The 25,577-nt window shown below is 40.4% G+C and carries 25 protein-coding genes; 8 read left to right on the top strand and 17 right to left on the bottom strand.

The genetic code is table 11. The features are described 5' to 3' along the window. Positions 1–74 precede the first annotated feature (74 nt). Both thrC and thrB read left to right on the top strand, forming a co-directional pair. Positions 75–1,127 (top strand): threonine synthase, encoded by a 1,053-nt coding sequence (thrC, locus tag FKZ59_RS10095; RefSeq protein WP_141602637.1) that lies wholly within the window; start codon positions 75–77, stop codon positions 1,125–1,127. Then, positions 1,124–2,041: a homoserine kinase gene (thrB, locus tag FKZ59_RS10090; RefSeq protein WP_141602636.1), complete on the top strand. Its 918-nt coding sequence runs from the start codon at positions 1,124–1,126 to the stop codon at positions 2,039–2,041. The genes thrC and thrB overlap by 4 nt, the downstream gene beginning before the upstream one ends. Before the next feature lie 52 nt (positions 2,042–2,093). Here thrB and zupT read toward each other — a convergent pair whose 3' ends face one another. From zupT to putP, 9 genes are all read right to left on the bottom strand, one after another. Beyond that, complete coding sequence (gene zupT, locus FKZ59_RS10085; RefSeq protein WP_141602635.1) at positions 2,094–2,909, bottom strand: zinc transporter ZupT; 816 nt, start codon at positions 2,907–2,909, stop codon at positions 2,094–2,096. Between the two features lie 134 nt (positions 2,910–3,043). Then, a complete protein-coding gene (locus FKZ59_RS10080; protein ID WP_246045864.1) occupies positions 3,044–3,655 on the bottom strand; it encodes a phosphatase PAP2 family protein in 612 nt (203 codons plus the stop codon). Positions 3,656–3,850: 195 nt separating this feature from the next. After that, entirely contained in the window at positions 3,851–4,867 is a 1,017-nt protein-coding gene (locus tag FKZ59_RS10075) for a siderophore ABC transporter substrate-binding protein (RefSeq protein WP_141602634.1), read from the bottom strand. A gap of 167 nt (positions 4,868–5,034) precedes the next feature. Next, positions 5,035–5,802 (bottom strand): iron ABC transporter ATP-binding protein, encoded by a 768-nt coding sequence (locus FKZ59_RS10070; RefSeq protein ID WP_141602633.1) that lies wholly within the window; start codon positions 5,800–5,802, stop codon positions 5,035–5,037. Beyond that, the gene (locus tag FKZ59_RS10065) at positions 5,799–6,755 is read right to left on the bottom strand and encodes an iron chelate uptake ABC transporter family permease subunit (protein WP_141602632.1); all 957 of its coding nucleotides are present in this window, start codon (positions 6,753–6,755) and stop codon (positions 5,799–5,801) included. Before FKZ59_RS10065 ends, FKZ59_RS10070 begins: the two co-directional genes overlap by 4 nt. Continuing rightward, on the bottom strand, positions 6,745–7,698 hold the full coding sequence (locus FKZ59_RS10060) for an ABC transporter permease (protein WP_141602631.1): 954 nt from the start codon (positions 7,696–7,698) through the stop codon (positions 6,745–6,747). The genes FKZ59_RS10065 and FKZ59_RS10060 overlap by 11 nt, the downstream gene beginning before the upstream one ends. A gap of 218 nt (positions 7,699–7,916) precedes the next feature. Then, complete coding sequence (locus FKZ59_RS10055) at positions 7,917–9,410, bottom strand: peptide MFS transporter (RefSeq protein ID WP_181733265.1); 1,494 nt, start codon at positions 9,408–9,410, stop codon at positions 7,917–7,919. Positions 9,411–9,683: 273 nt separating this feature from the next. Further along, on the bottom strand, positions 9,684–10,967 hold the full coding sequence (hflX, locus tag FKZ59_RS10050) for a GTPase HflX (RefSeq protein ID WP_141602629.1): 1,284 nt from the start codon (positions 10,965–10,967) through the stop codon (positions 9,684–9,686). Positions 10,968–11,066: 99 nt separating this feature from the next. Next, complete coding sequence (putP, locus tag FKZ59_RS10045) at positions 11,067–12,557, bottom strand: sodium/proline symporter PutP (protein WP_141602628.1); 1,491 nt, start codon at positions 12,555–12,557, stop codon at positions 11,067–11,069. A 257-nt stretch (positions 12,558–12,814) separates the two neighbouring features. Here putP and FKZ59_RS10040 point away from each other — a divergent pair, with 257 nt between their 5' ends. The 3 genes from FKZ59_RS10040 (at position 12,815) to FKZ59_RS10030 (ending at position 15,855) form a co-directional block, all read left to right on the top strand. Next, positions 12,815–13,990: a class I SAM-dependent methyltransferase gene (locus tag FKZ59_RS10040; protein WP_141602627.1), complete on the top strand. Its 1,176-nt coding sequence runs from the start codon at positions 12,815–12,817 to the stop codon at positions 13,988–13,990. A 206-nt stretch (positions 13,991–14,196) separates the two neighbouring features. Then, positions 14,197–14,817, top strand: coding sequence for a DUF47 domain-containing protein (locus tag FKZ59_RS10035; RefSeq protein WP_141602626.1), 621 nt, complete (start codon positions 14,197–14,199; stop codon positions 14,815–14,817). Between the two features lie 21 nt (positions 14,818–14,838). Then, the gene (locus FKZ59_RS10030; RefSeq protein ID WP_141602625.1) at positions 14,839–15,855 is read left to right on the top strand and encodes an inorganic phosphate transporter; all 1,017 of its coding nucleotides are present in this window, start codon (positions 14,839–14,841) and stop codon (positions 15,853–15,855) included. Positions 15,856–15,882: 27 nt separating this feature from the next. On the opposite strand, the gene FKZ59_RS14775 is transcribed toward FKZ59_RS10030, so the two are convergent. Both FKZ59_RS14775 and FKZ59_RS10025 read right to left on the bottom strand, forming a co-directional pair. Beyond that, positions 15,883–16,041 (bottom strand): hypothetical protein, encoded by a 159-nt coding sequence (locus tag FKZ59_RS14775; RefSeq protein WP_181733264.1) that lies wholly within the window; start codon positions 16,039–16,041, stop codon positions 15,883–15,885. An 81-nt stretch (positions 16,042–16,122) separates the two neighbouring features. Beyond that, on the bottom strand, positions 16,123–17,202 hold the full coding sequence (locus FKZ59_RS10025; RefSeq protein ID WP_141602624.1) for an AI-2E family transporter: 1,080 nt from the start codon (positions 17,200–17,202) through the stop codon (positions 16,123–16,125). 455 nt (positions 17,203–17,657) lie between these two features. Here FKZ59_RS10025 and FKZ59_RS14770 point away from each other — a divergent pair, with 455 nt between their 5' ends. Next, entirely contained in the window at positions 17,658–17,807 is a 150-nt protein-coding gene (locus tag FKZ59_RS14770) for a hypothetical protein (protein ID WP_181733263.1), read from the top strand. 108 nt (positions 17,808–17,915) lie between these two features. Here FKZ59_RS14770 and FKZ59_RS10020 read toward each other — a convergent pair whose 3' ends face one another. The 3 genes from FKZ59_RS10020 to FKZ59_RS10010 all read right to left on the bottom strand — a co-directional run bounded on the left by FKZ59_RS10020 (position 17,916) and on the right by FKZ59_RS10010 (position 19,886). Next, positions 17,916–18,638, bottom strand: coding sequence for a YebC/PmpR family DNA-binding transcriptional regulator (locus tag FKZ59_RS10020; protein WP_141602623.1), 723 nt, complete (start codon positions 18,636–18,638; stop codon positions 17,916–17,918). Between the two features lie 122 nt (positions 18,639–18,760). Then, complete coding sequence (locus FKZ59_RS10015) at positions 18,761–19,240, bottom strand: low molecular weight protein-tyrosine-phosphatase (RefSeq protein ID WP_141602622.1); 480 nt, start codon at positions 19,238–19,240, stop codon at positions 18,761–18,763. A 43-nt stretch (positions 19,241–19,283) separates the two neighbouring features. Beyond that, complete coding sequence (locus FKZ59_RS10010; RefSeq protein WP_141602621.1) at positions 19,284–19,886, bottom strand: lysophospholipid acyltransferase family protein; 603 nt, start codon at positions 19,884–19,886, stop codon at positions 19,284–19,286. A 439-nt stretch (positions 19,887–20,325) separates the two neighbouring features. On the opposite strand from FKZ59_RS10010, the gene nagZ reads away from it, so the two are divergent. Both nagZ and FKZ59_RS10000 read left to right on the top strand, forming a co-directional pair. Further along, on the top strand, positions 20,326–21,804 hold the full coding sequence (nagZ, locus tag FKZ59_RS10005; RefSeq protein WP_141602620.1) for a beta-N-acetylhexosaminidase: 1,479 nt from the start codon (positions 20,326–20,328) through the stop codon (positions 21,802–21,804). 119 nt (positions 21,805–21,923) lie between these two features. Next, complete coding sequence (locus tag FKZ59_RS10000; RefSeq protein ID WP_141602619.1) at positions 21,924–22,367, top strand: hypothetical protein; 444 nt, start codon at positions 21,924–21,926, stop codon at positions 22,365–22,367. A gap of 199 nt (positions 22,368–22,566) precedes the next feature. On the opposite strand, the gene FKZ59_RS09995 is transcribed toward FKZ59_RS10000, so the two are convergent. The 3 genes from FKZ59_RS09995 to FKZ59_RS09985 are packed head-to-tail and all read right to left on the bottom strand — an operon-like array spanning position 22,567 to position 25,511. Beyond that, complete coding sequence (locus FKZ59_RS09995) at positions 22,567–23,445, bottom strand: glycine betaine ABC transporter substrate-binding protein (protein WP_141602618.1); 879 nt, start codon at positions 23,443–23,445, stop codon at positions 22,567–22,569. A gap of 19 nt (positions 23,446–23,464) precedes the next feature. Beyond that, on the bottom strand, positions 23,465–24,316 hold the full coding sequence (locus FKZ59_RS09990; protein WP_141602617.1) for an ABC transporter permease: 852 nt from the start codon (positions 24,314–24,316) through the stop codon (positions 23,465–23,467). Further along, complete coding sequence (locus FKZ59_RS09985) at positions 24,309–25,511, bottom strand: quaternary amine ABC transporter ATP-binding protein (protein ID WP_141602616.1); 1,203 nt, start codon at positions 25,509–25,511, stop codon at positions 24,309–24,311. Before FKZ59_RS09985 ends, FKZ59_RS09990 begins: the two co-directional genes overlap by 8 nt. Between the last annotated feature and the right edge of the window lie 66 nt (positions 25,512–25,577).

Here is a 25,577-nt window from a genome sequence, read left to right as displayed (position 1 = left end):
CTAATACTGTGCGTTAAAATGTCTTTTATACAAAAACATTTGTTCATCCAGCGGAAACAAAAGGAGATAATAGTATGTGGAAAGGTTTGCTTGAAGAATATAAAGAATTTTTACCTGTAACGGAGAAAACTCCGAAATTGACTTTAAATGAAGGAAATACTCCTTTAATTTATTTAGGAAATCTGTCCAAAAAACTGGGGATTGAATTATACGGAAAATATGAAGGGCTAAACCCGACAGGCTCTTTCAAAGACCGCGGCATGGTTGTCGCAGTGGCAAAAGCTGTCGAAGAAGGTGCAAAATGCGTCATCTGTGCGTCAACAGGGAACACTTCTGCCGCTGCCAGCGCTTACGCAGCACGTGCAGGCATCCAATCCATCGTTGTGATCCCAAAAGGGAAAGTCGCTCTTGGAAAACTTGCACAAGCCTGCATGTATGGAGCAAAAATTATTGAAATTGACGGAAACTTTGACGATGCGCTTGCCATCGTCCGCAAAATCAGCGAAGAAGGCAAAGTTACCCTTGTCAACTCTGTCAATCCATACCGAATTGAAGGACAAAAAACGGCTGCCTTTGAAATTGTGGATGCTTTAGGGAAAGCTCCTGACTATTTATGCATTCCTGTCGGCAACGCAGGAAATATTACAGCTTACTGGAAAGGCTTTAAAGAATATCATGCCGTGAAAAACTCCGGGCTTCCTAAAATGTACGGTTTTGAAGCGGAAGGAGCGGCCGCAATCGTAAAAGGCCATCCAATCGAAAACCCGGAAACAGTGGCAACAGCAATTCGCATTGGAAATCCTGCAAGTTGGAAATATGCAGAAGCCGCCCGCGATGAGTCAAACGGAATCATCGATTCTGTAACAGACGAAGAAATTCTTGCCGCTTACAAAGAAATAGCAAGAAGTGAAGGTGTCTTTGTTGAACCGGGTTCTGCCGCTTCCCTTGCCGGCGTCATTAAATCCGTAAATAACGGAAAAATCGAAAAAGGCAGCACAGTCGTTACAGTATTTACAGGAAACGGTCTAAAAGACCCTGATACTGCAATGAATGCTTCAACTGTTGAAGTCGTTTCTTTGAAAAACGACATGGAAGAAATAAGAAATTATATCGAGGGTTTAGTATGAGTAAAAAGTGGAAGATCACTGTTCCAGGTAGTACCGCAAATTTAGGCCCTGGGTTTGATTCGATCGGTCTCAGCTTGTCTCTATATTTGCAATTGACCGTTACCCTTCAGGATGAGTGGGAAATTATCCATTTGTCCGAAGACTTGCCAAAAAAATTTGAAATTGAAGACCATTTAATTTATAAAATTGCCAACGAAACTGCAAAACGTTATAACAAAGTGATGCCTGCCTGCCGGATTGAGATGACGAGCGAATTGCCGTTTGCAAGAGGCATTGGCAGCAGTGCGGCGGCAATCGTTGCCGGCATTGAAATTGCCAACCTTCTCTGCGACCTTCAATTGACTGTCCAAGATAAATTAAATTTGTCTTCTCAATTCGAAGGTCATCCGGACAATGCAACTGCTTCTGTTTTAGGCGGCCTTACGATTTCCTCAATGGATGATGAAGGCAATGTCGATACGATTCACATCCATGACCTTGACGCATCCTTTGTCCTATTCATTCCGGATGTGAAATTAAAAACGGCGGAAGCAAGAAATGTCCTGCCGGATACATTCAAACGGCCATATGCCGTCCAAGCCAGCGCAGGCGCAAATATGCTCGCGGCAGCACTGGTGCTGAAAGATTATGAACGCATCGGAAAATATATGGAATCGGATTTATTCCACGAACCGTTCCGTGCAAACCTGGTTCCTTATTACCACGAAATTCGCAAAGAAGCGAAAAAAGCCGGGGCATATGGAACCGCGTTAAGCGGCGCAGGACCGACAATGATTTCCATTATTCCTGAATCCATTGGCCAACAATTCGTTGCAAAAATGGAAGAATTGTTCCCAACACACAAAATCATTTTGACAAAACCGGATCAACACGGTGTCCATGTGGAAGAAATCTCAAGCGTTTCAAAATTATAAATAAAAAAGGAGTTGTTCAGAAGTCCTGGACTTCCAAACAACTCCTTTTTTATTAGGATAATAAAATCAAGCTTACCGCCATCACAGCCATCCCGATTACCAAACCGTAAATCGATGAATGGGTTTCATCATATTTCTTCGCAGCCGGAAGCAGTTCATCAAGGGAAATAAACACCATAATCCCCGCAACTGCAGCAAAAATAATTCCAAACATAACATCATTTAAAAACGGCATCAATATTAAAAATGCTACGAGAGCGCCGATTGGTTCCGCCAGACCTGATAAAAAGGAGAGTTTAAATGCTTTCATACGCTGGCCTGTGGCATAAAAAATCGGAATGGCAACAGCTATTCCTTCCGGGATGTTGTGAATGGCAATGGCAATGGCTATGGCAATTCCGACGCTTGGATCATGCATCGCGGACATAAATGTCGCAATGCCTTCCGGAAAGTTATGAATCCCTATTGCCAATGCCGTAAAAACTCCCACTTTCATCAACTTTACATTCTCTATTTCCTTATGCGTCCGTTCTGCTTGTTGTACATCCTCAACGGTTTTTACTTCATGCGGATTCGTCTTGTTGGGTATGAAATTATCAATCAATGCAATGAACAACATTCCCCCGAAAAAGCCTATTACTGTCATCCAGTAGCCTTTTGTGTCTCCCAATGCAAGGGTTAATGCATCTTTGGCTTTAAAGAATATTTCAATTAACGAAACATAAATCATGACACCGGCCGAAAAGCCCAGCGCTGCCGATAAAAACTTTTTATTTGTTCTTTCAGTAAAAAATGCGATCAGCGCGCCAAGGCCCGTTGCCAGCCCTGCCAGCAGTGTCAGGCTAAACGCCAAAACGATGTCGTTCATTGTAACATCCTTTCATTCTCTTTACTAGTATTATATTATATACACGAATTTTTCCTAAGTGCAACTTTCTTTTCCAAAACTATTTTTTTTGCTCTAAAAAAACTTATAAAAAAATGAAACGCTGAAGATGCGTTTCATTTTTCTGTAATCTGATTCCTCTTCAAATTTTTATACAAATAAACGCAAATGCAGAACCATGTCAACCCCAGAAGCCATCCGGCAATCACATCAGTCGCAAAATGCCGGCTTTCGGCCACTCTGGATAAGCCGATGAAAAAAGCGATGACACCGGCTCCGATCCAGTACAACCATTTCATTATTGTGACGGATGTCCGCTCAGACAGCAAAAATGCGATTGTAAACAAATAAAGCATCCCCACCATTGCATGGCCGGAAGGAAAACTGAAGGAGGCCAGCTGATCTTCTATTTCAGGCCGCGGCCGTTTCACCCACTTTTTCACCAGCTGATTCAACAAAATGCCAACCGGAATGGTCAAAGTGACAAAAAACATCCCCCAATAATTCTGGAATTTAAACCATAACCATAACAATAAAAACAACGTAATGAAAATAATGAATTTCGTTTCCCCCAAATAATGAAACAAACCGATCAACTTGTTTCCGGCAAACAATAACCGCATATTTTCATCAAAGGAAACAAAAAAAGAGGAATCATAAGTATAACGCAAAGCAATAAAAAGGGCAAAGGACATGAATCCCGCAATGAACAATCGGTAATTTCCCACTTTTCCCTCCATAAAAGAGTATTTATCAATTAAATTGCCAGCTTTATGTATAAATAATACCTAAATAAATAAAAATTTTTCCTTTATCTCTCCCTGTTTTATTAACGTTTTTTCTTATTTCTGGAAAATAACTTCTGCAGAAATAAAAGAAGCTGTCCAATTACGGACAGCTTCTTTTATATTACTTCTTTTATATTATTTTAATTCCTCCAAGATTTCCTCAATTTTCAACATTTCAGATTGCAAACCGCCACCGGATAAGTACCAAAGCGCACCGTCCAAGTAAACGATTTTTCCGTTTTTGTATGCTTGAGTTTGCTTAATGATGTCATTTTCCATGTCCGCTTCGATGTTGGATTGTCCGCCGATAGCTGCTGTACGGTCAATGACGAACAATACTTCCGGATCGAATTTTAAGATCGATTCGAACCCGAAATCTGAACCGTGGGATGAAGCTTCAATGTCGTCAGTTACCGGAGTGAAACCATAAATATCATATACATATCCGAAACGTGAATTTTTGCCAAAACCGGATAATTTACCTTCGTTGTACATAGTTACTAATGAAGTTTTGTATTGGCCGGCTAAATTTTTGATTTCATCAAGCTTCGAATCAAATTTTGCCAAATAGTCTTCAGCTTCTTTTTCTTTACCGAACAGTTTTGCTGCAATATCAACAGATTTCTCGAATGTGCCCCAGTAATCGTCTTGGGAAGTGCCAACGAAGACTACGTTTGGCGTGATTTCTTTTAATTGATCATAGAATGTCGCTTGGCGACCTGAAATGAAGATGGCATCCGGTTCTAATGCAGCAATTTCTTCAAGGTCCGGAGTTTTCAAGTTACCAACGCTTGCATATTCGTCTCCAGCAAATTTAGAAAGATGTTTTGGCAACGTGCCGTCTTTTGGAACGCCAACAATGCCTTCAACACCCAAAGCATTCAGTGTATCTAAGAAACCGAAGTCGAATACAACGATTCTTTCAGGCATTTTTTCAAACGTCACATCTTCGTAAACCGTAGTCTGGCCTGATTCTTCATCCTTCGTTTCAGCAATTGTAGGGGAAATTGTCATAGGGAATGCTCCCGAAGCTTCTTGTTTATTTTCATTTGTATTTGTGCCTGTATCTTTCTCCGCTTTATCGTCGCCACAAGCAGCCAAGATAAAGACCAGCGTTGCAAGAATAACTGCGAATAATTTCCAGTTTTTCATCTCATTCCTCTCTCCCGTCCTAAGAAATTTTTGATATTGATAATCATTATCAATAACCGAATTTAATTATAATGATCAAGTTTTGGTTCGTCAATATGTTTTTTGAATATTTTACAAAAAATGATTTAGAAAAGCGCCGACACTTTTCTAAATCATTTTCATGCCAATCAAGTATGGGAATTAAAATATACGCAAATCCGGCATCCATTTTGTTCCTGAACCGGAATATTCATATCGTAGATTTCCCTCAACGCTTCAGAATTGATAATCTCGTCGGTAGGTCCATTTTTCACAACTTTTCCGTTTTTTAAAGCCACTATATAATCCGAATAAACAGAAGCAAAGTTGATGTCATGCAATACGATGACAACCGTTTTACCCAATTCATCCACAAGCTGGCGCAATATTTTCATAATCTGCACGGAATGCTTCATGTCCAGGTTGTTCAATGGCTCATCCAAAAGAATATAATCCGTATCTTGGGCAATCACCATTGCGATGAACGCCCTCTGTCTTTGGCCGCCTGATAATTGATCCAAATATTTGTCCTCAATCTCTTTCAAATTCATATATTCAATCGCTTTTTCCACATATTGTTCGTCTTCAGGCGTCAATCTGCCTTTCGAATAAGGATAGCGACCAAAGGACACGAGTTCCCTTACTGTTAATCGAACATTTAAGAAATTGGACTGTTTTAAAATGGAAACCCGCTTTGCCAACTCACTTGATTTCCAACTTTTCACATTCTTGTTATCCAATAATACTTCCCCTGTATCTGCATCTATTAATCGGCTAACCATCGACAACAAGGTTGACTTCCCTGCACCGTTTGGCCCGATGAAGGAAGTAATCGCATGTGGCCGAATTGTCAACGAAACATCACTGACAACAGGTTTATTTCCATATTTTTTCGTCAACCCTTTAATTTCAATCATCCCGCAGCCCTACTCTCCTTTAGTAATAAATAAATAAAGTAGATTCCGCCTACAAAGTTGATAATGACGCTTAAAGTAGTATTGAATTCAAACACATGTTCAACCAAAAACTGCCCGCCTACGAGAGCGATTACACTAAATAATCCGGCACCCAAAATTAATACGGAGTGCCTGTAAGTTGCAAAAAAATGATAAGAAAGATTGGCGACAATCAATCCAAAAAAAGTAATTGGACCGACCAACGCCGTTGATGTGGCAATAAGCACTGATGATAATACTAAAACCTGCATGACTAAACGATCGTAGTTTACTCCCAAATTAATCGCATTTTCCCTGCCAAGCGAAGCCACGTCCAATTGATGCAGCAATTTGTATCCCAAAATAAAGGAAATCAACAAAATGATGCTTGCAATGAACAATAGCTCTACCTTTATCCTTGTAAAGCTGGCAAACAATAAGTTTTGCAAACTCAAATATTCGACGGGATCTATCAACACCTGCAAGAAGGACACGGAACTTCCCAGGAAAGTACCGATAATCATCCCCATCAATAAAAGCAGGTAAATCGGATACTTATCCGCACGGAATATCGTCCGATACAGCAGCAAGGCAAACAGAATCATTGCGGCAAGCGCCGTTGTAAAGTTTAAATATTGATTAACCACCCATATCGACGAGGAGCCGGCAAAGAAGAAAATCAACGTTTGAACAACTTCATACATGGAGTCGATCCCCATAATCGATGGTGTCAATATTCGGTTGTGGGTGATCGTTTGGAACACCACTGTTGAATAAGCGATGGCGAAACCGGTCACAACCATCGCTCCGACCCGCATCATGCGCCGAGGGAAAGCATAATCGAATCCGCCTTTGATATCATAAAATCCATAAAGCAAAATACAAATAATCCCAATAATCGCCAGCACAATCAATTTCACTATATTACTTCGCATATGCTCTCCCCCTAAACAACATGATTAAGAAGAGCAAACTGCCTATTACCGCGACTGTCACATTGACAGGAATTTCATATGGATACACTACAACTCTTCCAATAATGTCGCAGATTAATAGGAATACAACTCCCAATACAATGGTATGGGGAATTGTTTTGCGCAAATTGTCCCCCATATAAATGGAGACAATATTCGGAACAATCAATCCCAGGTACGGGATGACCCCGACCGTCAAAACGACCGTGGTCGAGATGATTGCCACAAGGATTAATCCTAGATTCAGCACGGCTTTATAACTTAAGCCCAAGTTTTTGGCAAAATCCTCGCCCATGCCGGCAACTGTAAATTTATTAGCATATAAATAAGCCAAAATGATCGCAGGAACACTGACATATAAAAGTTCATAACGTCCTGAGATAATAAGCATAAAACTTCCCATTAACCAAGTATTTATGTTTTGGATCAAATCCCCTTCATACGCGAAAAAAGTCGTAATGGAGGATAGGATATTACCGTACATGATACCGATCAACGGCACAAACACAGGATCCTTAAATTTGATCCGGTCCAGGATTTGCATGAACAGGATCGTCCCTGCAAACGCAAAAACAAAGCTGAAAATAATTTTTTGCATATATGCCGCTTGCGAGAACAATAAGATGGAAATCAAAATTCCCAGCTTCGCTGCATCCAATGTGCCTGCCGTAGTAGGTGATACGAATTTATTTCTGCTTAAACTCTGCATAATTAAACCAGCAATACTCATTCCTGCACCCGCTAAAATGATTGCAAGCAACCGGGGCACCCTGCTGATCAAAAAAATTTGCGCCTGCTGCGAATCCCAATCCAACAAATCAGCGGGTTTGATGTCGATTGCTCCTATGAACAGCGAGATGAAGGACAGGATGATTGCTGCTAAGATCAATACCCATAACCTCATTTTTTTGTCCCCATCTTTTTCTGTTTTTATTGATAATGATTATCATAATCGAGTACATAAACATTATAAGTACTAAATTTTGAAAAATCAATTGAAAATGAAAATCATCTAAAAATAAGGCTTTTTCAAACAAAAAAGCCGATGGAAACATTTCTCCACCGGCTCTGCGAATTATGTTGCATCATTTGCCTGAACCCTTACAATTGAGACGTTTTTTCTTATTTAACTCCCTTCATTGCTTTAGTAATTATAGGAGTTAACAATAATATGATTAAACCAAGAACCATCGATAGTCCGCCAAGCATACCAAAATACGCAAACTCCGTAACCGCTTCATATAATCTTACCAACTGTGCGTTAATGGCCTGCGCCGCTGCGCTTGTAAGAAACCAAAGAGCCATTGTCTGGGAAGCGAAAGCTTGCGGGGCAAGTTTAGTCGTCGCCGATAGTCCGACAGGCGAAAGCATCAGTTCCCCGATTACGACCAAAAAGAATGACAATACCAGCCATAATGGGCTCACTAATTCTGTACCGCCGGAAAGTTTTGAAGGAATCATCATCACCAAAAAGGATGCGCCCGCGAAAAACAGTGCCAAGGAAAACTTGAGCGGCGTTGAAGGCTGCCGTTGTCCAAGCCTCATCCATAACCACGCAAATACAGGTGCAAACATGATAATAAACAACGGGTTCAAGGACTGGAACCAGGAAGCTTTTAATTCAAATTCCCCGACATTCAAATCGGTTCTTGTATCTGCATAAGTCGCCAATATGGTTGCTCCCTGTTCCTGGATGGCCCAGAACATCACCGCTGCGATGAATAATGGAATATATGCCAATACTCTGGATTTTTCATCTTTTGTCGTTTTCGGACTTCTATACATTAAAATGAAAAATGCAGTAGGAATTAATACTCCGAGCGTTGTGATGATCGTGCTGAATACGCCCATTGTCAAATTGCCGGCCGCATATAATCCGCCTAATACAATCGCCACCAGTACAATAATGATCGCAAAATTCAGCATCGCCTTTTTCTTTTCTGCTTTGTTCAATGGATTTGGCACTTGGGTTCCTGCCAATCCAAGGTTTTTCTTTTGCGTGATTGTATAAATGGTTAAACCGATAAACATTCCGACAGCCGCCAAGCCGAAGCCTAAATGGAAGCTGTAAGTTTCTCCGATTGTACCAACAATGAACGGCGCCAAAAACGCACCCATATTGATTCCCATGTAGAAAATACTGAAACCGGAATCCCTGCGGTTATCATTTTCATCATAAATCTCTCCGACAATGGAAGATACATTCGTTTTTAACAAACCTGTGCCGATAATAATAAACGCCATTGATAAAAGAAGACCTGTTAATGCAAGGGGCAGGGCTAAAATAATATGCCCTATCATTATCAGTATCCCGCCGTAAAACATTGTCTTGCGGGGACCCCAGATGCGGTCGGAAACCCATCCTCCGACAATGCCGGACATATACACCAAAGAACCATAGATGGCCATAATGGAGTTTGCAGTGCCCCGCTCGAGACCTAAACCGCCTTCATGCAGCTCATAGTACATATAAAAGATTAAAATCGCACGCATGCCATAATACGAAAAACGTTCCCAGAACTCCGTAAAGAACAGCGTAAACAGACCTTTAGGATGTCCAAAAAAACCTTTCCGGGGAACAGATTTCAATATCTCTTCTTTTGATAACATCAGCATACCTACTTTCTTAAAGATGTATTTTCTTTTTTCTGAAAAATTTGTCACTTCCGCACAATTACAGTTAATAGTTATAAATAAAATTCTAAATTTTATCAATATAAAAAATAAATGTTAAAATTTTTAATTTATTTATTATTTTCCTAAATTTCAGACCGTTTCTTCTGTAATTAATTATCACCAACCCTTTAATATGTTATATTAAAATAATTAAAACTTGGTTTTTCATTGATTGCATAAAAAAGCGGGGAACGATTTTCCCCGATCTTTTCCTTATTTTTTTACCACAAATTCCTCGAACCTTTTAAAATCCGCTTCCTTCAATTCCACTTTCAATCTTGTGCCTTCTTCTTCATACTCCGATGAAATTACCGTGGCATTTTCATTTAAATAAGACACTATATCCCCCCTGCGGAATGGAACAAACATCTCACAAAGATGATAATCAGAGAAAATATGTTTACGAATGCATTCAATCAATTCATCCAGGCCTTTCCCTTCCTTTGCCGAAATCCAGAGGTCGTCTCCATAAACCCGTGGATAAGGAACATTGGCCAAATCGCATTTATTATAAACATAAATGGTTGGAACATTTTCAACCCCAATTTCTTTTAACGTCCGGGTAGTTACGTCCATCATAAACGGATATTCACGATGCGAAACATCCACCACATGCAGTAATAAATCCGCTTCTCTCGCTTCCTCCAATGTCGAGCGGAAAGCTTTGACCAATTGATGGGGCAGTTTGCTGACAAATCCGACCGTATCCGTAAGCAAAAACTGTTTCTTATCCGGCAATTCGATTTTTCGCACAGAGGTATCCAGCGTGGCAAACAGCATATCCTTTTCCAATACTTCTTTTTCCGCATGTCCGTATCTTGCAATCAATTTGTTCATGATTGTCGATTTTCCTGCGTTGGTATATCCGACAAGGGATACTACCGGAATTTCATTTTTTCTTCTTTTCTTTCTTTGGGTTTCCCGTTGCTCTTCGATTTGTTCAAGTTCCTTCCGCAATCTTGAAATTTGATCTTCGATTTTGCGCCGATCCAGCTCTAATTTTGTTTCACCAAGCCCCCTGTTTCGAAGGCTCCCGCCCGTTGCACCGGCTTGTCTCGAAAGAGAAGAATAGAGCCCCACAAGTCTCGGCAACATGTATTGCAGCTGTGCAAGCTCCACTTGCAGTTTTGCCTCTTTCGTTTTCGCCCGGCGATCAAAAATATCTAATATCAAAGTTGTCCGGTCAATGACTTTGCAATCCAGCTCCCTTTCCAAGTTGCGGATTTGGGACGGCGAGAGTTCATCATTAAAAATGACGAGATTTCCGCCTGTTTCTTCCATAAAATTTTTGATTTCGGACACTTTCCCTTTCCCGACATAATGTGATGGATTGATGCGCTCCAGATTTTGCGTCACTTGACCCAGCACTTCCACATCCAAAGCTTCCGCGAGATTCGCCAATTCTTCCATGGAATATTCGAAGTTGGGATCGTTTATATTGACACCTACCAATATCGCCTTTTCTTTCACCGTTTCCACTTCTTTTAAACGAGCCATATTCTTCCCTCCAAACATGGGTCTTCCTGGTTATAGTAAAGTATACCATTTCCAAAAAAGAAGGGCCCACCTTCGATTGTGGACCCTTCCAAATACATTTTATGATTCTTTTTCACTTTTTAATATTTCCAATGTCCGGTCAAATTCTTCCTCGATTTCCTTGTTTGGCTTATATGTCAATAAGCTGACAATTACCGCAACAATTAAGTTGGAGAAGAATCCCGGAACCATTTCATAAATCATTCCTGAAAGCGCATCGGATTGACCCCAAATAAATGCAACAATCGCTCCGACAACCATCCCGCTGAATGCCCCCATATTTGTAAGTTTTCTCCAATATAACGCAAGGATGATGATCGGACCAAAGGAAGAACCGAATCCGGCCCACGCAAAAGCGACTAGATCCAAGATGGTGTTATTTGGATTCCAAGCCAATAGGATGGCTACGATTGATACTACCAGAACGGCCAAACGTCCTGCCGTCACATAGTGCTTATCGGAAGCATCCTTTTTAAACAGCACTCTGTATATATCTTCGATCAACGCAGAAGAAGTAACAATCAGCTGGGATGAAATCGTACTCATAATAGCCGCCAAGATGGCTGCAAGCAAAATTCCGGCAACAAATGGATGGAATAGGATTTTCCCCATTTCAATGAAGATCGTTTCAGGGTCATTAAGCGTCAAACCGTTCTGTTGGAAGTATGCGACTCCGACAAGCGCCGTACAAATCGCTCCAACAAGGCTTAAAATCATCCATCCGATTCCGATTCGGCGGGCATTTTTCATTTCTTTAACCGTATTAATGGCCATAAACCGGACGATAATATGGGGTTGTCCAAAATAACCAAGTCCCCATGCGACTGAGGAAATAATCCCCGCGGCAGCTGCTGTGGATGGAAGCAATTCCAAATGCTCCATATTTACAGCGGTGATGGAATTCGCCGTTTCACCCAATCCGCCTGTAACAAAAACCCCAACAAGCGGCACCAAGATCAATGCCAGGAACATAATCGTCCCTTGCACAACGTCTGTATAACTTACCGCTAAAAATCCTCCGAATAACGTGTATAAAACCACTACCCCTGCAACAATCAGCATACCTAAATGGTAATCAAGCCCGAAGGAACTTTGGAAAAACTTCCCCCCCGATACCATGCCGGAGGACACGTAAAACGTAAAGAAGACAAGAATGACAACTCCTGAAGCGATCCGCAACAATTTTGTATTGTCTCTCAGACGGTTATCCAAAAAGCTCGGAATCGTAATGGAATCTTTGGAAACATGCGTATAAACGCGCAAACGCGGTGCGACTAAAATATAGTTCAAGTATTGGCCGACCGTTAATCCGATGGCGATCCATGCTTCCACTAAACCGGCGGCATAAATGGCGCCCGGCAATCCCATTAAGAGCCACCCGGACATATCAGCGGCCCCGGCACTTAATGCGGTCGTTATGGGACCTAATCCACGCCCTCCCAACATAAATTCCTTTAAGTTGCTGGTTCTCAAAAACGAATACCAGCCGATTAACAACATTGCAACCATGTACAATATAATTGCTAACAGTTGATAATGGAAATCTTGCATATTTTTCCTCCTTTTCACCTATTACAACAGGACTATAACGTAAAACAGCAGAAACCGGACAAAATCCAGAATTCCTACTATCTTAACTTTACCACAGGAATATATTCCTTGAATATAATTTGTTTTGAAAATTCCTTTTTCTAATAATATTCGGTAAACACATCAAACTTCAGCAGGGTTTTCAACAGTCTTATATATAGGTATTATGTGTTACACTATTAACGATTATCCTAAATATAAAAAAGAAGGTCGATTCTATGGAATTTCAGGAAATGAAACAGCAATTATATGAACTAATCAGTCAAAAAAAGCTGGTTTCCGCAACCATCAGCCAACCAAGAAAAAAATCCGCTGAATTAAAAAGGGTAAAATTGAAGCCGGTCGAAATAAAAGGGCAATACCATATTCAATTGGAATATCAATATGAACGGGTATTAAAGCATCACAACATCCCGCTTGAGAATTTTTACCCAAATCTTGAAGAGTTATTTCTGCATTTCAGGCAATTTCATGGACAATTTACAGATCGCACAATCCAAGTTCAATTAACGAAAAAAAATAAAGTTTTTTGGAAAGAAGAAAAAACAAATACTTTAAAGGAAGTATCCTTATCCCACAACCGAAAAAAGAACTATATATTGGATGAATCCGGGACTTATCCATTTTTGGTACGGCTTGGAGTACAAACCCCTGAAGGAAAAATTAAAAAACAAAAATACGATAAATTCCGGCAAATTAACCGTTTCCTTGAATTCATCGACGATTCTCTTGAGTATTTGCCGAAAAATGAGCAAATCCGGATTATCGATTTCGGTTCAGGAAAGTCCTACCTGACCTTTGCTTTGTACCATTATTTAAAAATCGAAAAAGGCCTGGATATAAAAGTGACAGGGCTGGATTTGAAAAAAGAAGTGATTGAAGAGTGCAACAAAATTGCAAAAGATCTAGAATATGACAATTTGGAATTTCTTGTCGGGGATATCAGCGATTATAATGATGAAAAATCCGTGGATATGGTCGTCACATTGCATGCCTGTGATGTAGCCACTGACATGGCGCTGGCACGTGCGGTCAAATGGGGGGCAAAAGTGATTTTAAGCGTGCCATGCTGTCAGCATGAATTAAATCGCCAACTGCATGCCCCTGCGCTGGAAATCATGACCCAGCACGGAATTATTAAAGAACGTTTTGCCGCTCTCGCGACCGATTCCATTCGCGCAGAAATTTTAAAATTGGCCGGTTATGATGTTCAATTAATGGAGTTCATCGATATGGAACATACACCAAAGAACATTTTGATCCGGGCCTATTACACGGGCAGAAAACCGGGCGTAAAAGAGATTGAACAATACAAAGCCTTCGTTGAATTTTTGTCGGCTCAGCCCTTTTTGCAAAATGAATTAAAAGAATACTTACCATTAGGAAAACCATAATAAAATTTAAAAGCATATTAATATGGCATCAGCCAAATTAATATGCTTTTTCTTTTTTAATGTTTCTGAAAAATTGTTAACAAATTAATATTACAGGAATGTAAATTTTGTTATTTTCATCACCTCCGTTCTATAGTTTTTAAAAATTTTTTGTTATCATAAAAAAGGTTTGATTAAACTAACGTATAGCAGGGGGCTTTACTATCATGTTCAATTCAAGAAAATCGGATCCATTTTTCGTCTCATTGCACAAGATTGCGGAAAACATGCGGGAAGCCATTCATTTTGCCAACGACTTTAAAATCAATTCATTAGCAGACGTAAAAGAATTAAGTATTAAAGTAAAGAAGTATGAAACCGATGGAGACAATTTAATCCATGAACTTATCGTCATGTTAAACAAATCCTTCATGACACCTATTGAAAGGGAAGATATTTTGGCTTTAGCCATTAAAATGGACGATGTCTTGGATGGAATCGAACAATGTTTTGCACACTTTGAAATGTTTTCCATTACAGAATTGGATGATTCGATGCGCGCATTTCTAAAATACATAACAAGAAGTGCAGATGAAATTGTGTCAGCCATCGACTTGCTCAATAAAAAAGATTTGCCTTCCATGAGAAACCACATCATCTTAATTAAAGACTATGAGCGCGAATGTGATGAAATTTCACGTTCTACCATTAAACAGCTATTTTTGAACGAAAAAGATCCAATCCGTTTGATTAAATATAAAGATATTTACGATTTATTGGAAGATATCGCGGACCATTGCCAGGACGTAGCAAATACACTCGAAACAATCATTATGAGAAATGCTTAAAAACGGAGCGTAGAATAGGATATGGATACCATCTTAATCATTACAATATTAATCGTCATTTTTGCGCTGGCTTTCGATTTCATCAACGGATTTCATGATACAGCAAATGCGATTGCTACATCCGTTTCAACCCGGGCGCTGCCTCCCCGCGTCGCTGTACTGCTGGCGGCCTTTATGAACTTCCTGGGAGCAATTTCTTTTGTAGGAGTCGCAAAAGCGATTGCCAGCGATATCGTTGATCCGTTCTCCCTGAATCAAAGTCCTGATGATACTACAGGATCTGTGGTGATATTGGCAGCGCTTCTTTCCGCCATTATTTGGAACCTTCTCACCTGGTATTTTGGGATACCATCCAGCTCTTCTCATACATTAATCGGTTCCATAGCGGGAGCCGCCATCGCAGCGGCGGGATTTAATATCCTCAATTACAGCGGTTTTATCGGGATTTTGGAAGCGCTGATCTTCTCTCCTTTCATCGCCTTTGGAGTCGGCTTTCTATTTATGTCGATCTTTAAGATGATTTTTAAAAATTTAAACTTATACCGTACAAATAAAGGATTCCGTACAATGCAGATTTTCACTGCTGCATTGCAAGCCTATACCCATGGCACGAATGATGCCCAAAAGGCGATGGGGATCATTACAATGGCCTTGATTGCGGCAGGAATCCAACACGATAATGATGTGCAGGAATGGGTGCGGATTGCCTGCGCCCTTGCAATGGGATTAGGTACATCCCTCGGAGGATATAAAATCATTAAAACAGTGGGAACTAAAATTATGAAAATCCGTCCCGTCAACGGTGCTGCCGCCGATTTGGCTTCAGCGACTGTCATCTTCGGCGCGACGCTGATCCACTTGCCTGTTTCAACAACTCATGTCATTTCCTCATCCATTATGGGAGTTGGAGCCGCGCACCGCGTTAAAGGCGTAAAATGGGGAGTGGCCCGAAAAATCGTTTTGACCTGGATTATTACAATGCCCATTTCAGCGGTCATCGCCGCTTTAATTTACCTTTTGCTGGATTTAATTTTTTAAAAAAAACACGAGCATTTTTGCTCGTGTTTATATTGTTTGTCCCGACGGAATTGTTTGAAACGCTTCAATCCCTTGATTGATCTGAGGTTCATAAACGGCATAAAAGATGCTCAGGGCAATGACAACCAGGATGCTCACTACAATGATAATTCCTATAAGCAGGACTGCCGCTTTCTTTCCACTCATACTAATTCCCCTTCTTTATTCCATAAATCGCTGTGTCCCCTCTTAGTATACAATATCGGTCATCTTTAAAGCATATTTTAATCAAACCGTTTTTGTAGCCGTTTCCTTGATTTTCTTCCTTTCTTCATAAATATTTTTTACGATCACTTTCAATACCGCATAAGTCGGAATACCGATAATAATGGCAACAAAACCGCCGATGTTGCCTGCAGCCAAAACAATGGTGATGACCGTCAATGGATGGATATCCAAAGTTTTGCCCATGATGTTTGGCGTTATTAAATTGCTCTCCAATTGCTGGGCAACCAGCGTAATGACACATACCCAAATTACCAATACCGGATCTTGTATGAAGGCCACAAGAATGGCAGGAGCCAAAGAAATCCATGGGCCGATAAAGGGAATCATATTCATGAAAAAAGCAAAGATTGCGAGTAAAAGAGAATATTCAAGACCAATGATCAAATAGCCAATAAAAATCATGGCGGCAAGGATCAGGCTGACCAGCACTTGCCCTTGGACATAGTTTTTTAATACTTCATTGATATCTTCCAACGTCTTTTTCACCCATGTACGCCGTTCTCCGGTAAAGAGCTTGTAAATATTTGGCGCAAACTTCTCATGATCCTTCAACATAAAAATGTAAAAAAACGGCACCAGGATTAAAGTAAAGATTGTAGAAACCGTACCGCTCACGAAGTTGACAATGCTTTTGCTGCCGACAACCACAATGTCCTGGATGGAATTCGTCACAGAATCTATAAAGTTCTCAACTTGGGGAGGCAGATTATCTTTGTTTTCCAAAATAAAATCTTTGACATCCATAATTTTGTCGCCAATGGTCGGAGCATTTTCCACTAAACGGTTGACTTGATCTGCAATCGGATTGCCGATAATGAACAATAGTCCAGTCACTAATCCCGCAAGCGCAAGCACGATTGCCGAAATGCTCGCCCATCTTGGCAGCCCCTTTTTTTCCAGCCACCGCTGCAGCGGCTCTGATATGTAAAAAAGAACCCCGCTTAACAATACTGGGACAAAAATGGTTTTTATGATGATCACAATCGGATTAAAAATCCAATGAATTTCTATTACATATTTAATTATTAATAGAGCAATTAAGATTCCTATCCCCACTTGAAACCACAGTTTTTTTGTCATCTTCCATTCACTCCCTTATTCAATTGTAACCAATTCTCAACCGTTCCTATACAGCCTGCTCCGGCCTATTGTCGGATAATAGAGGAGATTTTCTGAAAGCATTTTAGGCAATATCCTTTTTTATACGATCACCATAATTGCTTTACTTAATTATATTAATAATTTATATACGGCAAAACATGATGAAAGTTCCAAAAATCAACACAAATAGAAACCGTTTCTTGAAATGAAGATTGAAGCGATGAAGCTGCAATTAAAAAAGAATTTTAAGCACTTTCACATTTTCCTTTTCTCCAAACAATTCGGTTGATATCAATGACTTTACTATTATTGTCATATTTTCGCGAAGGATATCATTTCCGTTTGTCGAATATCTGCAATAGGAGGTGTTGAAGATGACAAAATGGTAATACAAAGTAGAAACACGTTCAATGAGCTTGGAAGGAGAAATCAATGTGGAAACCCTATTTAATGAATTTGGAGGTGAAGGCTGGGAATTAATCAGCATCATTCCGGAATACACGAACACAACCAATGATCAAAACCAAATAGACATTATATATGTAAACACTTATACATTTGTTTTTAAACGTCCAAAACAATAAGAATACCAAGATATAACAATTGCCTCCCCCATCAACCCATTTGCCATTTACGAGGGAGGCAAAAAATATCGCAGCCAATTATGATGCTACCATAATTGGTTATATTTTTTACTCATCGCCCAAATCCGCATTGTGGTACACCCGTTGCACGTCTTCCAAATCTTCTAGTGCATCAATCATTTTTTCAAATTTCGCCTTATCTTCACCAGTCAGTTTTACTTCCGTTTGCGGAATCATTGTCAATTCCGCTACCGTAAAATCAGTAATCCCCGCAGCTTTAAAAGCTTCCTGGGCAGCATGGAACTGGTCCGGCTCTGCATAAACGATCGTAATGCCATCTTCTTCAAATACATCCCGTGCATCTATATCCGCTTCCAACAATATTTCCAATACTTCATCCACCGATTTGCCTTCGATTCCGAATACCGCAGTTGCATCAAACATATAAGAAACAGAACCTGCTACGCCCATGTTCCCCCCGTTTTTACCGAATGCTGCGCGCACTTCGGAAACAGTACGGTTTACATTGTTCGTCAAAGCATCAACAATGACCATCGTTCCGCCTACACCAAATCCTTCGTAACGGACTTCATCGTAATCTTCTCCGCCTGCGCCTTTTGCTTTCTCAATGGCACGGTCAATAATATGTTTTGGAACATTGTAAGTTTTCGCTCTTTCAATTACAGCTTTCAATGCCTGGTTCGTTTCTGGGTCTGGATCACCTTTTTTTGCAGCTACGTAGATTTCCTTTCCGAATTTTGCATAAATCCGGCTGGTGTTTTTATCTTTTTCAGCCTTCTTATCTTTAATATTGTTCCATTTGCGACCCATTGGATTTTCACTCTCTTTCCTAAATTCGGTTTAGAATTTCAATCAAATATATGCCTGTATCATTATACAACATGATTTTCAATATGAAAATAATCCCTACTTGATTTTTCTTCACAAAATTATTATAATATCAAGTTTTCCTTTTCCATGTCTTCTAATATTTTGTTTAATAACGCTTCGCATCCTTCAACGACCAATTCATAAGTTTCCTGGAAATCGCCAGTATAATAAGGATCCGGCACATCCTTTTTGTGGTCTGTCAAATCGAGAAAGCGAAATATTTTCGGATGATCCGGCTGCCCTAAAATTCTCCGTATATCCCTGATATTGCTTTGATCCATGCCGACTATATAGTCAAATTTCTCAAAATCCTCTTTTTTCAATTGGCGTGCAATGATGCCGTCAGTGGGAATATTATATTCACGCAACTTATTTAATGCGCCATGATGCGGCCGTTCGCCGACATGCCAAGAACTTGTGCCGGCGGAATCCACTACAATTTTGCCTTCCAGCCCCCTCTTTTTCAGCATATTTTTAAAAATGGCTTCCGCCATCGGAGAACGGCAAATATTGCCCAAACATACAAAAATCACGCGTTTCATCACATAACCTCCTTAGAAAAAGCACCTTCCAAAACGGAAAGTGCTATTTTTTCTCCATTTTTTGTTTCAATTCTTCCGTAAGTCTTTGAAGTTCTTTTTCCAAGAAAACGGTATATTCCTCGCGGGCTTCTTTTCCGGACGGTACGGTAAAAGGCTTACCATAGATTAGATATGCTTTTTTCCGTTGAAATACTTCTTTCAAATTTTTCGGGCCAATATAAGCTGCAGGCACCACTTTTGCTTTCGCCAATTGGGCAATCGTAATGGCACCCTGCTTTAAATTCGAGTTCTGTGTCGTTCTGGTGCCTGTTGGGAATATCCCGACAATTTCGCCATTCTTTAAAAGCTGGAGAGGAATTTTAATTACGCTTGGCCCTGGATTTTCACGGTCTACCGGAAAAGCATTCAGTTTTGTGATGAGCCAACTTAGACCTTTTATATCAAACAATTCTTTTTTGGCCATAAAGTGTATTTGTCTGGGATAAATGGAAAGGCCCAAGTTCAAAATATCTACATATCCATTGTGGGTACATGCCAAGACGTATCCTTCATCTTTAGGCAAATTTTCTTCACCAAAAACTTTTGCCTTTGATCCATTTAACGCCAGAAAAGGGCCTACAATTTTTGCTCCGATATCATATAACACGGCTGACTCCTACCTTACAATAATTTTATTAATTTAATATTTTAATGAAAACTTTCCTCTCTTTCAATTGCAGTCGGTATTTGACTGTTCAGCATTTGATTTTCACATCTGTCGAAAATTTATTGATATTTCCTTGGAAATATTGTCGATTGGCTTTCTTTCCCAAAGTTCCGTGTCGATTTGTTGCTTTTCGATTTCTTATTCGACAAATAAAATAAAGAGGAGAAAAAGGAGAAAAGATAATAATGAAAAAAGGGATATTTGTTGGTTTCATCATCTTGGTTGTTGTCGCCGCGATTTTTATGATCATTGCTACAAACCGCCATTCGGAAGCCCCGACTGATGAAAATTACTCCAAGGAACCGTCTCCTCCAAATACAGAAATATCCGCATCCGAACTCATGGGCAAATCATTCAAAATGCAAATGAAGGCAAAGTGTTGCATAGTCCAATCATTGCCGGCCATACAAGATTCGAAGAGGTCAAAAACATATTTGGGCTTCCTGATAAAATTGAAGAAACCGTTGTGGGGGACTACGTCTACTATCCAGCATTTCAACTGTCCCTGGGATTGGATGGACAACTCGTTTTTGATGTCCGGTCTTATGATGAACGGTTATCCCTGATTCATTTGCAAGACATCCAGAAAGAACTTGGAGAACCGGAACAAACCACATACTTCGAGGATGAAACGGTTTCTCAAATTATTTTGTATTACCGCGTAAATGATGATTACTTCATAAAATGGATTTTGGAGAAACCGACAGCCGATGTACCGAATCCTAAGGTGCACCATATTTCAGTCATTATGGCGGATAATCCATCAAAATATGCAAATTTGGTTGCCCGCATGTCTCTGGAGGAAAAAATCGGACAAATGGTTTTTGCCGGTTTTTCCGGTCAGAAGCCCAATAAATATTTGAGGCAATTAATTATACAAAAAAAGATTGGCGGCGTCATTTTTTTGAAAGAAAATTTGAAATCCGTCCCGCAAATGACATCTTTGATCAATGAAATAAAAAAACTTAACAGCAATAATCCTTATCCGCTCTTCCTTGGAATTGACCAGGAAGGCGGAAGCATTAACCGGCTGCCGGATGAAGTTGCCGGCTTGCCGACAAATGATAAACTCGGATTAAAAAACAATCCGGCATTTGCCTTCGATTACGGAAAACTGTTGGGAAAGCAATTGAATGCATTCGGTTTTAATATAGATTTCGCTCCGGTTTTGGATGTAAACAGCAATCCTGAAAATCCTGTAATTGGTCGCCGCGCAATCAGCAACAATCCGGAAATTGTATCAAATTTGGGAATTCAAATGATGAAAGGAATCCAATCTGAAAATATTATACCTGTAATCAAACATTTTCCAGGCCATGGCGACACCTCCACTGATTCGCACTTGGCCCTCCCTGTTGTCAATAAAACCATGGCAGAATTGGAGCAAATGGAGCTGCTCCCATTCAAGAACGCTATTCTGGAAGGCGCAGATGCTGTAATGGTCGCCCATATTTTGTTGCCAAAACTTGATGCCCACTTCCCTGCATCCATGTCCAAAACCATTATTACCGATGTGTTGCGGGAAAAACTTAAATTTAACGGTATTGTCATTACAGATGATATGATGATGAAAGCGATTACGGACCATTACTCCATCGAAAAAGCCGCTCTATTTTCTGTCAAAGCCGGCAGCGATATCATCTTGATTGCCCATCATGAAGAAAAAATATCTTCTGTCATTGATCAATTAATTTCGGCCGTCGAACGTGGCGAAATTTCCGAGCAACATATTGACAAAAGCGTCGTCCGGATCCTTCGGCTAAAAGAAAAATATCAACTGGATCACTCATCGGTTGAATTTGCAAACATTGAAAAATTGAACAAAGAAATTCATACAATTCTTGACAAGTATAATTAATATTTTTTTCTAATTTGTAAATAATAAAGCTGAATTCAAGAATCAATGTCGAAATGTTTTTTCAGGTTTCATTCGTAGGAATTTCGAAATCATCCAAGATAAGGACGGAGGTTTTCACTGTGGAGATGATAGATTACAATGCAATTCCGGCCTACTTAGAATCAACGGAGCTGACCTTTGAACTAGAAAGTGTTGGAATATATGAAAACATCATGTTTCCGGTATCGGCGAAGGAAATTTCACCACAAGTGGAAGTACAATATAATTTGGAAGAGGAAAGAAATACTCAAAAAAGCGTTGATAAAGGACATTCCCCTTGGAGGCTCGATCCGGTTGCCACAGCGCAGGTGTTCGTTAGTCTGAAGATTTCGCCGGGCGGCATTGAAGGGGAATACCCGATTGAATCAGAGAACTTGAAATTGCTGCACAGCGATCATGAAGTGGCGATTGTGGAAGTGGATGATCCGGATACAAATATTCATACCGTTTATTTAAAAAGGCTCATTCGCCAAGATGAAACGGGCATTTGGACCGTTGTTGGGTATGATGAAAACGGAAAATGAAAGACAGGCTGTCCGGAAAGCAATCTTTCCGGACAGCCTGCCTAATTTTTCAGTCAAGCGGATAAATAATATACAAAATCCCTTGCATTAATAGCCAAACATTCATGTAGACCACTCTGTTTTCCCAAATTTTTAGTCTTTTCAAACATAAAAAAGGGCGAACGGGACTCATCATCCGCTCTTTTTGAAGTCCTAACCTTTATTCAATTCCTGCAGTCCATTCGGCAACTTTTTCCGCATTTTCTTCCACCCATTTGCTCGCCGCTTCTTCCGGAGACATGCCATCGGATATATCAAGCATAACCGATTCCATATCTTTGGTTGTCCAGTAGAAGTTATCCAACACTTGATAGGCTTCCGGCATTTCTTTCTCCAATCCTTTTCTCACAAAAGTATGAATGGATTCTTCACCGCCAAATACCCCTTTTGGATCATCCAAGTATTTCAGTTCATATTTTGCAAATTTCCAATGAGGTGTCCATCCAGTCACAATAATCTCTTCATTCTTTTTGATCGCCTCTCCCAAAGCGACCGCCATCGCACCTGATGACGATGGAACCAGTTCCCAGCCCTTTAAATTAGCATACTCTTGAAGGGCTCTTTCCGTTGCCTGCATCACACCGGCACCCGATTCGATACCAGTGATTTGCATATTCGCATGTTTTGATAAATCTTCAATCGAATTAACATCTTCCATATATGATGGCACCACTAATCCGATTTTGGCACCTGTCAAATTTTCCCCCAAGTCGACGATATCATCTTTATATTCTTCATATTGAGCACCATGGGTTACAGGAAGCCAAGCTGCAACCGACGCATCAGCTTCCCCTTTGGCAACCGCTTCCCACATAACGGCGTTGTCCAACGGTGTCAGTGTTACGTCATAACCTAAATCCTCCAACACTTTCCCAATCACATGGGTGGATGCAATTTCCGAATCCCACTCTACATAAGCCAAGTTGATTGCTTTGTCTTCCTTCCTGGAAGACCCTTCTTCGTCATTTCCGCCGCACGCAGCCAGCAGGACACCGAGACCCATTGCGAAAACCAATATCATGAGCTTCCTTATTTTCATGAAAATCATCCTTTCATAGTCAATATTTCTTTTTATTCAAGCTTTGCGTTAAACGGTCAATAATAATGGCAAAAATCACCAGACTGATTCCTGCAACAAACCCGTTTCCGACTTGAGCCCTTTGCAATGCGGATAACACATCGCGGCCCAATCCGGGCGCCCCAATCATTGACGCAATCACGACCATCGATAATGATAGGAGTACCGTTTGATTGATTCCTGCCATAATGGTCGATTTGGCCAATGGAAGTTCTAATTTAAACAGCTTCTGCCATCCCGTGCTTCCATAGGAATCCGCCGCTTCTACCAGCTCTTTAGGTACTTGGCGAATCCCCAAATTTGTAAATCTTACAGTGGGGGGCAATGCAAATACGACCGATGCAAATACCCCAGGAACCACACCAATTCCGAAAAAGGCGACAGCCGGGATTAAATATACAAACCCCGGCATGGTTTGCATGAAATCCAGAATCGGCTTAATGATATTGTCAGCCACTCTGCTTTTTGACATTAAAATGCCGATGGGAATACCCATCAGGATGGCAATCACACTTGAAAATACTACCAAAGTGACCGTATTCATCAATTCTTTCCAAAGTCCCTGATTATAAATAAACAACAATCCCACAATCGAAAATGCGGCTAAACCAAACCGCTTTTTTGTCGCCAAAAATGCGATGATTGCGACAATCAAGATGAATACAATAGGCGGAATATATAACAATAAATCTGTAAAAGATTCCATTGAATTTTTCCCTGCTTTTTGAATAAAGCTGAACAATGATGCAAAATCTTCCGTCAGCCAATCCATCAACATTTCCACCCAGTCAGCAATCGGGAGTGAAGGAATCGCATCTAACATTTTATTCATCCTCAACACCTCCACTTCCGTTCGATGAAGACAATGCTTCAATCACGACTCCTCTTATTAATACGCCCAAAAGTTTTCCGTCTTTCACCACAGCAATCGGTGTCGGCGAATCGGAAATCGGGCTTAAAACATCTTGGATTAACGTATCTGGCGGAACGGTCAGCATATCTTTTCTCAATATTCCATGAAGATGCCTTTCTCCCCGTTTTGAAGCTTCGTGGGCATCACCGGCTGTTATATAACCTTTGAAGTTTCTTTGCTTATCGACAGCCAATAGGACGCTCACTTTTTCTTCCCTCATCCGCTGCAAAGCAACTTTCGGACCGTCCGTCTCAATATTGATAGATACAGGCCGGATCATGACGTTTTCCACCGTCAACACTTTTGAACGATCCACATCTTCCGTGAAGCTTCGAACATAATCATTTGCCGGATTTGTTAATATTTCTTCCCCAGTTCCGATTTGAATGATTTGTCCATCCTTCATCAAAGCAATGCGATCCCCTATCCGAAGGGCTTCGTTCAAATCATGGGTAATAAAGACAATCGTCTTTTTCATTTTTCTTTGCAGTTCCAACAATTCATCCTGCATTTCTTTCCGGATGAGGGGATCGAGGGCAGAAAAAGCTTCATCCATCAATAATATGTCCGGATCATTTGCAAGGGCTCTTGCAAGACCGACCCGCTGTTGCATACCGCCTGATAATTGGCTTGGATACTGGTCTTTATAAGGCAGCAAACCGGCATTTTCTAAAGCCTTTTCTGCTTTCAATCGTCTTCCCTCTTTTGGGACTCCTTTCACTTCGAGCCCATATTCCGTATTTTGCAAGATCGTTCGATGAGGAAATAAACCGAAATTCTGAAATACCATGCTCATTTTCTCTCTTCGAATTTTCCTTAATTCTCTTTTATTCAGCTTCGATATATTTTGACCATCGATGTAGATGTTACCGCTTGTGGGATCAATCAACCGGTTTAACAGACGGATTAATGTCGACTTGCCGCTACCGGAAAGGCCCATGATGACAAAAATTTCACCTTCATTCACCGTGAAATTTGCATCGTATACTCCAATCGTTGCACCGGTTTCGTTCAATATTTCCGTCTTACTCTTTTTCTGGTTTACAAGTTTCAATGCGGCATTCACATGTTTCCCGAATATCTTCGTCACATGTTCCACTTTAATTTTTTCCATGTTCATCACCTCCCTGAAAACCAACGAGCAAAAAAGTAACAACTTAATACTAACAACAAGTTGTTA

Source organism: Ureibacillus terrenus, assembly GCF_006569205.1.
Classification (GTDB): Bacteria; Bacillota; Bacilli; order Bacillales_A; family Planococcaceae; genus Ureibacillus; species Ureibacillus terrenus.
The sequence above is the reverse complement of the archived record's forward strand: the minus strand, read 5'-3'. Positions and strand labels throughout refer to the sequence as shown.